At 66.3% G+C, this 9,627-nt stretch carries 9 protein-coding genes; 3 read left to right on the forward strand and 6 right to left on the reverse strand.

What is annotated here, in order from left to right; all coding sequences use genetic code 11:
* Window positions 1-633 precede the first annotated feature (633 nt).
* The 4 genes from L6Q96_22490 to L6Q96_22505 form a co-directional block, all read right to left on the reverse strand.
* Entirely contained in the window at window positions 634-945 is a 312-nt protein-coding gene (locus L6Q96_22490) for a hypothetical protein (protein ID MCK6557319.1), read from the reverse strand.
* Window positions 946-1,023: 78 nt separating this feature from the next.
* Window positions 1,024-1,293, reverse strand: coding sequence for a type II toxin-antitoxin system prevent-host-death family antitoxin (locus L6Q96_22495; GenBank protein MCK6557320.1), 270 nt, complete (start codon window positions 1,291-1,293; stop codon window positions 1,024-1,026).
* 289 nt (window positions 1,294-1,582) lie between these two features.
* Window positions 1,583-2,056 (reverse strand): PIN domain-containing protein, encoded by a 474-nt coding sequence (locus L6Q96_22500; protein ID MCK6557321.1) that lies wholly within the window; start codon window positions 2,054-2,056, stop codon window positions 1,583-1,585.
* Between the two features lie 629 nt (window positions 2,057-2,685).
* Window positions 2,686-3,261, reverse strand: a complete 576-nt coding sequence (locus L6Q96_22505; protein MCK6557322.1) for a hypothetical protein — start codon at window positions 3,259-3,261, stop codon at window positions 2,686-2,688.
* A 348-nt stretch (window positions 3,262-3,609) separates the two neighbouring features.
* Between L6Q96_22505 and L6Q96_22510 the strand changes: the two genes are divergently transcribed.
* The 3 genes from L6Q96_22510 to L6Q96_22520 are packed head-to-tail and all read left to right on the forward strand — an operon-like array spanning window position 3,610 to window position 6,970.
* Window positions 3,610-5,019: a sugar ABC transporter ATP-binding protein gene (locus tag L6Q96_22510; protein MCK6557323.1), complete on the forward strand. Its 1,410-nt coding sequence runs from the start codon at window positions 3,610-3,612 to the stop codon at window positions 5,017-5,019.
* Complete coding sequence (locus L6Q96_22515; GenBank protein ID MCK6557324.1) at window positions 5,010-5,996, forward strand: ABC transporter permease; 987 nt, start codon at window positions 5,010-5,012, stop codon at window positions 5,994-5,996. Before L6Q96_22510 ends, L6Q96_22515 begins: the two co-directional genes overlap by 10 nt.
* A gap of 11 nt (window positions 5,997-6,007) precedes the next feature.
* A complete protein-coding gene (locus L6Q96_22520) occupies window positions 6,008-6,970 on the forward strand; it encodes a sugar-binding protein (GenBank protein ID MCK6557325.1) in 963 nt (320 codons plus the stop codon).
* 208 nt (window positions 6,971-7,178) lie between these two features.
* On the opposite strand, the gene L6Q96_22525 is transcribed toward L6Q96_22520, so the two are convergent.
* Together L6Q96_22525 and L6Q96_22530 are read right to left on the reverse strand one after the other, a co-directional pair.
* A complete protein-coding gene (locus L6Q96_22525; GenBank protein ID MCK6557326.1) occupies window positions 7,179-8,231 on the reverse strand; it encodes a DUF4380 domain-containing protein in 1,053 nt (350 codons plus the stop codon).
* 1,003 nt (window positions 8,232-9,234) lie between these two features.
* Entirely contained in the window at window positions 9,235-9,477 is a 243-nt protein-coding gene (locus L6Q96_22530) for a hypothetical protein (GenBank protein MCK6557327.1), read from the reverse strand.
* Between the last annotated feature and the right edge of the window lie 150 nt (window positions 9,478-9,627).

Consider the following 9,627-nt stretch of genomic DNA (forward strand, 5'->3'; position numbering starts at 1 on the left):
GCGGGCCGCGGCCCGCGCCGCTCAGGCAGCAGGTAGAATTGCGTGCGTGCGTGCGTGCGTGCGTGCGTGCGTGCGTGATAGAATCGTGCCACACCGCAAGCCATCGGCGACTCGCTGTGTCCCGGTAGCCGGCCCGTGCGGAGCGGGGTTACCCGCTCGTCATGGTCCGCTCGCCGAAGCCCCCCCTTGCCGCATGCGGCAAACTGCTCTGCACTTCCCGTACATTGTCAAGTGAATTCGTCACGGATGCCGGACACGCAGGGACACGCAGCGATGAAGTTGGACCGCGAGCAATTGGACGTCTACGAGGTGTGGCCGTGTACGAGTACGTGAACGAGTACGAGCACGGACACAACGGCGCCACGCGGCTGAGCGGCCAGCCGGGCAGCGTTCCGATCCGGCACCGGCTGGTCAGCTTCGGCGTTCGGCTTCCACTCCGTACACGTACGCAGCGAAGCGGTACACGGACTCGCACACGGACTGAGGGCACGCAGCGATGAAATTGAACCACGAGCGGTTGGACGCCTACGAGGAAGCGGCCGTGTACGAGTACGGAGAAGAGGCCGCCTCGGCGGCGCTGGCCAACGACGCTTGCCCGGACCGACGCCACCGCGGCCTGGCGAGGTATCGTACCTATGGCGTTGGAAACCCGAGACGGCCGGCCATCGCTCGTGGCGCGCTGTCGCGCGAGAGAAAGGCAACCTGCGGCCGATCCGGTCCGGCGAGAAACATCGCCGTTGCCAGGTGCCAGAGATCGGCACCCCGCAAATATCCTCGCGCCAGGACCTCGCGGAACTTCGGGGTCAATGTGCGGTCGGGAAACAGCAGGGAGATCGTTTTGAGGGTGGGGTCGACGGCGTCCACTCCCAAGTTCTCGCGCGTTGCCGCCGCCAGGGTCTCTGCCACCAGGAGATCGGCTGAGAACACACGTTCAAACCTGCCCAGGAGCGCACGGAGCGTGCGGGCCCCTGGCTCATTGAAGAGGGTCGACAGTAAGTAAGGATGTGTCGAGATACGCGATGGTCACTCGCGCGTCTCCAGGAACCTCCGCACGGCCCCCGACCTGCGGCAGATTGGGCGGATCTGGGTCAGCGGAGCGGACGCCCGCTGGATCGCACCGGCCCGCTCGAGTTCCAGCAATCGCGATTCGAGATCACGATCCCGTTTGACCGGCGCGATCACCGCGATCGGCTCGCCCCGCTCGGAGATAGTAACCAACCGTCCGCGCTTGACCTCCCGCAGGATCGCGCTCAGCTTCGCCTTCGCCTCGTAAATGGGATACGTCTTCGCCATTCGCGGAAAGTAGCAGTCATCTGGTCATTCCGGTCAAGTTGCCCTGCCACGGTGGTGTCGGCGGGGATCGGTGAGACACCCACCCCGGGAAGAAGCACGCCCCTGCTTGCGGGACACGCCCGCCACCTGCTTGCGCGGACCGCGTGCAACCGGAACGCTGCCCGGCTGGCAGCTCGGCCCCGTGGCGCCGGTCTGGTCGAGCGTCTTGTTCGGCATTTCCCTTGCAGCGAGTTCCCCGCGGGGCGGAAATTCTCCGGATCCGTCGGGGTCGTAGTTGGGGACGTCGACATCAGGGGCCACACTCGGCCACGAACTCCTCGGTTCCCCAGACCCGGATGTCGTACCGCAGCAGCGACGAAAAGTGGCGCCGGTTTTCGGTAACGACCAGGCGCGCGCCGTGTGCCCGCGCCACTTCGGCGATGTGCAGGTCGTAGACGCGCCCGCCGGCGATCCCGTCGCTCGCGGCGTCGCGCAGCAAGCGCTTACGCTCTTTGCTGGGCAGGTCGACGACTTCAAACCGGGCAAGCACCTCCTCGTCGAGCAACCGGACCGCATCCGCCGGTCGGAGGCGTAGCTCGGGGGGCAGGCGGGTGGACACGGAGTAGAATTCGAGACAGCAGTGCCATGCCGTCTGCGGATGCTTGACGCGCCCGCCGGCAATCGCCGTCAGTGCCGCCTGCGGCGCAACGGAAACATCGCCCATGTCGATCAGGCCCGCGACCAGAACGGTGGTGTCGAGAAACACCGGGCCTACCAGGGCCATCGGTTCCGCTCATCCTCCACGAGTTGCGCGACGTTGACTTTCGGAAGCTTGCGCGTGTCCACCGTCGGTCGCGCGACGAGCCGCTTGCCTACACGCTCGACTCGGGGGCCCGGGGCCGTACGTACCAGACGGATGGCAGAATCCTCGACGAGCACCTCGAGCTCGGTGCCGGGCTGGAGACCGATGCGCGTTCGGACGGAAGCCGGGATGACCACGCGGCCTGTCTTATCAATGGTGGTTTTCATACCATAGAATTACCATTCGCTGTGGGCGCGCACAACGCAACGGCCCCGTTCGAGCGACGCGGTGCCTGGGCGGACGCCTGGTTGGTTTGGGAACGGGGTTGGGCACATCGAGTTTGTGAAAGAATCACACGACGGATCGCCACACCGTTCGTCCCGAGTAGTGCCCGTTGTTTCAGGGCGCGTATCGAGGGACGCCACGCGGCTGATCCGCCTCGCAAAACGCCCCTCGATACGCGGCCCGAGAGAAGGGCCGCCACTCGGGGTGAACGGGATCGGCGCCTTGCCGGGAGATTCTTTCACAAACTCATCGTCCCCTCTCCCCCGACGGTACGCATAAGAGCAAACCGCGGCTGTCACTGCTGCCGGGGTCCGGCGTGTCGCGAGTTATGCCAACCGCGGCAAAGGCTTTCGAGTTGGCCCAGAACGAGTGCATGGTCTGCGGCACGACAACGACCGGGCGATCAGGACCCACCCGTCGAGGCTGGCGCGCGCCGGCATCTGCAGGTCGGGCACGAGGATCGGGGCGATGCCTTTGGCGAAGACCCACTCTCCTTTCGGCGTCGCCGCGACTCCCTGCCGCAGAGCGTCCCAGACCTCGGCATTGCTCCGACGCGTGAAGCCGCTGACGTCGACGACCCCGCCGAACACGGATGACAGCGTCGGATGCTCGCGGGCGGCGATGAAACCCGGCGCAAGCGTGCGACCTTTGAGGTCCCGCACCTCGGTGCGCGACGTCCTCAGCCCAAGGATCTCGCTCGCCTTGCCGACGGCGGAAATCCGACCGTCGCGTACCGCAACCGCTTCCGCGACCGCATCGCCGGCACCAAGCGTGAGCACCCGGCCACCGTGAAAGATCAGGTCCGGCCCGTCACCGCTACCGCAGGCAGCGAGCCACGCGGCGCAGGCAACCAGCACAGCTTTGCCGATCCCGCGCCAGAGAAGTTCTTTCGCAACCATCATCAACCTCGTTAGCGCGGATTATTCATGATTCTGACGCGGCCCCTCGATACGGCCCTTGAGAAGACAGGGCCTACTCGGGCGAACGGGGATGTTTCCAGACGACAAACTGCTTCCGTTCGTGCCGAGTAGCACCGTCGGAACAACCCGCGCACCCTGAGCAGCCGATGTCTTCTCAATCGGCGTGTCCAAGGGTTCAGGCACGTATCGAGGCACGGCGGAGTTCAAGGGTTATCCCGGTCAGCGCGGTAGCACAACATTCAGGTGCACGCGACCTCGCGTAGGGGCGGCACCGCGCCTGGCGGCGGTGTGTCGTCGCTTCCGGAGCTCCGTACATGCTACAGGTCGCCCGTGAGCGGTGATGTCCTGCTGCGGACGGAGCGCCTGACGGTCGCCTTCGGCGCGACCCGCGCGCTCGAAGAGGTGGCCCTTGCCTTTACCGCAGGCGAGGTACACGCGCTCGTCGGTGAGAACGGTGCCGGCAAGTCGACTCTGCTGCGAGTCATTGCCGGCATCAGCGCCCCGACACGCGGAACGGTGACACGGTATCCCGGCCTGACGTGGTCGTGGGCACCTCAGGATATCGAGTTACCTCTCGACCGCACCGTGGCCGAGTGGGTGTACATGGGACGCGAACAGCGGACGCCGTGGGGCCTGCTGCGTCGTCGAGCCATGCACACCGGCGCTCGGCGCGTGCTGCAGCAGCTCGGGTGTCCCGCCGACCCGGTAGCGCGGCTGGCCAGCCTGACGCCGCCGCAGCGCAAACAGGTGCAACTTGCGCGCGCCGTCGACGCGCGGCCCGGCTTGCTTCTGCTCGACGAACCGACCGCGATCCTCGGAAGGGCCGAAACCGACGCGCTGTTCGGCGCGCTCCGTATACTGCGCACCCAGGGCACGGGCATCGTCTATGTAAGCCATCGCATCGAGGAAGTGTTGGCGCTCGCCGACCGGGTCACGGTGCTCCGCGACGGCCGCCACGTCTCCACCGATCCCGTCGCCGACATCGACACCGGAGTCCTTCTGCGGCGCATGGTCGGGCGCGATTTGCCACCGACGCGGCCACGGGTGCCCCGGCCCGGAGCCGTGGTCCTCCACATAGGAGGCCTCGCGCATGGCGACGCCCACGCGCCGGCGCTCGAGGTCCGAAGCGGCGAGATCGTTGGACTCGCCGGGCTCGTCGGCGCCGGCCGCAGCCGTCTGATCGGAGCCGTCGCTCGCGATCTCTCGGCGCATGCGGCCTCTCGCGAACCGACGCCGACCGTGGGAGTGGTACCCGAGGATCGCGGCGCGAAGGGCATCGTCACCACACTTTGCCTGCGCGAGAACGTCTGCCTGCCGGCGACAGGATGGTGGCTGCGGCCGAACCGCGAACGGGACCTCACCCGGCACTGGATGGGCGAACTGCAGATCAAGGCCGCGGATGTGGATGCGCCCATCGCGACGCTGTCCGGGGGCAACCAGCAGAAGGTTCTGATCGCCCGTGCATTGCGCCGCCAGCCGGAACTGCTCCTGCTCGACGAGCCGACCGCGGGTGTCGACGTCGGAGCGAAGGCGGACATTCACGACCTCGTGTTTCGCCTGGCCGACGCCGGAACCGGCGTACTGCTGGCATCCAGCGACCTCCCCGAGCTCATGCACCTCTGCGATCGCATCTACGCCATGCGCGGCGGGCGCATGGTCGGCGTCGTCGAACGCGTCGCGGCCACCGAGGAGCAACTCGTCGCCCTCATCGCCGGTACGACAACGCTCCCATGGAAATGACTGCACCGCGCCGGCCCTGGGCCGTGACGCATCTCGTCTCGGGATGGAGCGCCGCGCTCATTCTGGTCCTCGAGGTCATGGTCTTCGCGATCATCCTCGCACCGCCGGCGGGTGAGTCACACACCTTTCTGAACGCCGCGAACCTGGCGCTCATCCTGAAGTATTCGAGTATCTATGGCATCTGCGCGATCGGCGCGGCGCTGACCATCGGGACGGGTGGCATCGATCTCGCCCCGGGGGCTGTGATTGCGCTGGCGGCCGTTGTCTGCGGACACGTCTTCGTCGTCGAACAATGGCCCCTCGTGCTCGCCGTCGGTGCGGGCCTCGGCATGGGATTGCTCGCCGGCGCGATGACAACCGTGCTCGTGGTCGCTGTGCGCTTGCCGCCGTTTATCGCGACTCTGGGCATAATGGGCATCGCTCGCGGCATCGCTCTGCTCGTCACCGAGGGTCGCTTCTATGACCTGTCGCAAAGGCTGCCCGCGGATTTCGCGCCCCTCGGCATCTCGCTGTCGATATGGCCGGGCGTGATCATGATCGGCCTCGCGGCGGTGTTTCACGTCGTGCTGGCGCATACCGCCCTCGGCCGGCATGTCCTTGCGACCGGCGGTAACGAGCTCGCGGCGCGGTACGCGGGTATCCACGTCGGCCGGGTGAAGGCATTCGTGTACGTTACCGGCGGCACTTTGTCAGCGTTGGCGGGCGTGGTGCTCGCAGTGGTTCAAGGACAGGGCAAGGCCGACCTCGCGGCCGGCTATGAGCTTGACGTGATCGCCGCCGCGGTCGTCGGCGGGGCATCGCTGTCCGGAGGGCGGGCCTCGGTGGTAGGGGCGGTCATCGGCTCGCTGATCTTCGGTGTGTTGCGCAACGGGCTGGCACAGATTCCGGGCGGAACGTTCATGGACCGACTGATCGTCGGCGTGGCAGTGCTGGTTATTGTCGTGCTGGATCGCGTCGCGACAAGGGCGGATAGGTGAAGGTGAGAAGGATGGGTGCCGATTACCGAATCGTGGTGCGGGTAGCGGCGGTGTTCCTGGCGCTCTCGCTCTGGGGATGCTCGCCGCCGGCGGAGGGGCCGCGCAACCTGCGGTTCGCTTTCATCCCGAAGGCGTTGCACATTCCTGTGTTCGAGTACGCAAGGATCGGGGCGGCGAGGGCGGCGAAGCAGATCGGCGGCATCGAGATCGTCTGGCGTGGGCCGGAGAGCACGGACGAGATCAGGCAGAAGGAGATCCTCGAGTCGTTCATCGCGCAGCGGGTGGACGGCATTGCGATCTCGTGCCTGAACGGCGACCTGCTGACCGACGCGATCGATCGCGCGGTGGATAGCGGCATTCCGGTGGTAACGTGGGATTCCGACGCGCCGCGCAGCAAACGGCAGGTGTTTTACGGCGTCAATGACGTCGAGGCCGGGGCAGCGCTCGGCGAGGGTCTGGCCCGCATGCTTGGCGGGAAGGGTCGTGTATCGGTCATCACCTCGGTCGGTGCCGACAATCTGCAGAAGCGGCTCGACGGTGCGCGCGGAGCATTGGCGAAGCACCCGGGCATTGATGTGGTCGAGGTGTTCGACGTGCGGGACGACGCGGTACGAGTCGCCGAGGTGATTGCGTCGGCGACGCAGCGGTACCCGGACCTCGACGGTTGGCTGTCGGTCGGCGGGTGGCCGGTCTTCGTGCGCAACGCGCTCGACCCGGTTGACCCGGCCCGAACCAAGGTCGTGGCGTTCGACACGATTCCGCCGGCGCCGGACATCTTGCGGGCAGGCAAGGTGCAGTTGCTGGTGGGGCAAAAGTACTTCGGCTGGGGTGAGGAGTCGGTGCGGCTGCTGAAGGGATTGCGCGACGGGCAGCGGCCGAGCAACCCGTACCAGTACTCGGGAATGGACGTGGTTACTCGCGACAACGTCGACGAGTACGTGGAGCAGTGGCGTAAGTGGGAGGCGGGCGGCTGAGCGGTTCGGGGGACCCGGCCAGCATAAGCGAGGCGCCCGAGTCGAACCCCCTCTTCCTGGCGCGGGCTGGCGCCCGCAACCCAGAGCGAACAACCAGCCCGTTCGCCCCGAGTAGGAGCCCTTCCCCTGGGCTCCGTATCGAGGGGCACAGCCGCTCCATGGCCTGAAGATTTCTTCGCACGGTGCGCGCAAACTCGGAAATCGAAAATCAGACAGGCCCAGCCCCCTGACGGACGTAGCGATCCAACGCCTCGATCGCGCCGGCTTCATCGGTGGGAATGGCGACGTCTGGAAACAACCACCAGTCCTCCGGAAAGACCAGCTCTCCGCCGGGTTCGATGGTTGTCAGCGGCCCGAGATGTTCCAATTCCAGGAACTCGGCGCTCGAGTACACCTCGATGGTGGCGCCACCGTCCGGGTACTGGGCGCCCGGCGCATAGGGGAAGCGTTCGAGGAACAAGGTGCCATCGAGCAGGTAGGCCGCCCAGCCCTGAGTCGAGTCGACGCCGATCTTGCTCTCGTCGCGGCGGCGGCCGGTAGAGGACGGCGGGGCTGTGGTCACCTTCGCGTGATCGATCCGGATGAGCCTGTCCCCGATCAGGTAACGCGGGTCAGTGGGATCGGTGTAGCTCCACAGGATCAGCCGCCGCACCGCATCGAACGAGTCGAGTGGTCCCTTGTCGAGCGGGACGAAGGCGCGGCCGCCGGGACGCAGCACAGGCAAGCTCCAGGCGGCGTAGGTGCGGCTGGTGTCGGAGACGTTCTTGATGGAGGAACGCACCGACACGCGCGGCTCGCCGGGGTTGAGGCGCACTTCGACCTGCTTGCGGATACCGGCGGTCGGCTGAGTTGGACCGGTCACTCTGACGCCGTCTTCGAGGACGGCAACGAAGCAGGGCGCGTTGTCGGGATCGTAGGTCGTCTCGCGACGTTCGGGCGCGACCCACAGGCGCCAACCGCCGCGAAAGACCCAGTCGGGCTCGCCGCTTTTTCCCACCTCGCTCTGGCGAACGTAGAGCAGGTTCGGTCCGCCGGCGCGGCGCACGTCGATGATGCGCGGACCGATATCGGTAACGACGCGCACCTCGACGACGCCGTTGCTCAGCCGGTAGGTGTTCGGCCAGCCGCGATAGTCCTCGGCGACGATCTGCACTGACTCCATGGGAGGTCCTCCCTCGGCGGGCCAGCCCGAGCGCGGTCCGGCAGGCGCCGCAACCGCGGCGAGGATGACCACGCGTCCCAGCCACATAACGGTACGCATCGGTGCGCTGGCTACTACACCGCCGGGGATCTGTCGAATTGACAGTGGGGTTGGCGGATGGCGGACACCCGCATCGCTATTCGGAGGATGCAAGGACCTCGACGGTATGGGTGTCCAGCCAACACCCTCCGCCCGGGGTCAGGGATCACCCGAGCCCCTGCCCAGACGTCAGGCCAAACCGGGCAGGGGCTCGGGCTGGGAATGCGGGGTGCGTTTGGAGGAGGGGGGCTGGACACCCCACGCTCCGACGCGACTGGGTGTCCCACCGATCGCCCCGCCTGCCGCGGCATCGCCGGCAGGGTCCTCTACGTCCGTGTGGCCACGCCGACCGAGCTTGGTCAGCATGGCCACGATTCGGTCCAGTCACTTGGGATAGCGTGTCGCATCCACTGCGACTGCCAGAAACACAAGCGACACGGCAACCAGAAGAATGGCAATCACGGTTTCCATCGCTACAACCCTCGCAGAGCTTGTATCTGTCGTTCGATCCGCCGATGCAGAAGCGCGATCCCGGCAGTAATGGCAATCACAGCGACACAAGCGCCGACGAGCAGCTGGCGCGTCGTGGTGGCCGCGTTCTAGATCAGCCACCCGAACAGGCTGATGTCCGTGACGACCATAACACCGAGCCAGAACTTGAGATACGCGATCTGCTCTCTGGCGACATCCAGCTCCGACATGATCGACTCCGCAGACACCCTAGCACGAATCGTGCGTTACCAGCGAGAGATGACCTCGACACGCGGACATCTGGCTTGGTGGTGTAGCAATCGCTTAGAATTGGGGTCGAGACTCGACTCGGGGCGAGGAGCAGGCATGTCACGCGCGGGGATGCCGGGAGGGATGCCGGGACACCGCCGCAACCTGTTTGCCGCGAGAAAGGCGTGAGCACGAGAGGCTTGTAAGAGTGTGCGGCCGATGCGCCAATTTGGCCGACTCCGTCGCTGGCACGTCGAGACCTGACCGTCGTCGGTTCCGGTCGCGTGCTCCGCGCACATCGCGCTCATCGACATCCCACGAAATTGTCCGAATTGGCGCATCGGCCCGATTGGCCACCTGCGACAGGTCGCTCGGCCTCTTCGTCACGCGGCGTGTCCGGCGCGCCGGCAGGCTTCTGTAGCGCATCTTCGAGCATGACGCGGCCCAGCAGCCCGCGCTGCGCGCGGGGACAACTATTCACATATGTGTACAGGCCAGCGCAGAGGTCGTACGACTTTTGCACCACCGGAATCAGGTCGGAAGCCATTCGTTGACCTCCTCGTTCGATAGTGTCGGCTCGAGGTCGAGCCGCATGCACCAGCAACCGGCTTACCGCTCGGTCACGCCTGCAACTCAGCTTCAGGCCGGCACGCAATCGTCCGGCAAGTATCCGGGGGCTCCGCCGGCGGACGGGCAA

It is taken from the genome of Candidatus Binatia bacterium (genome assembly GCA_023150935.1).
Taxonomy (GTDB): domain Bacteria; phylum Desulfobacterota; class Binatia; order HRBIN30; family HRBIN30; genus JAKLJW01.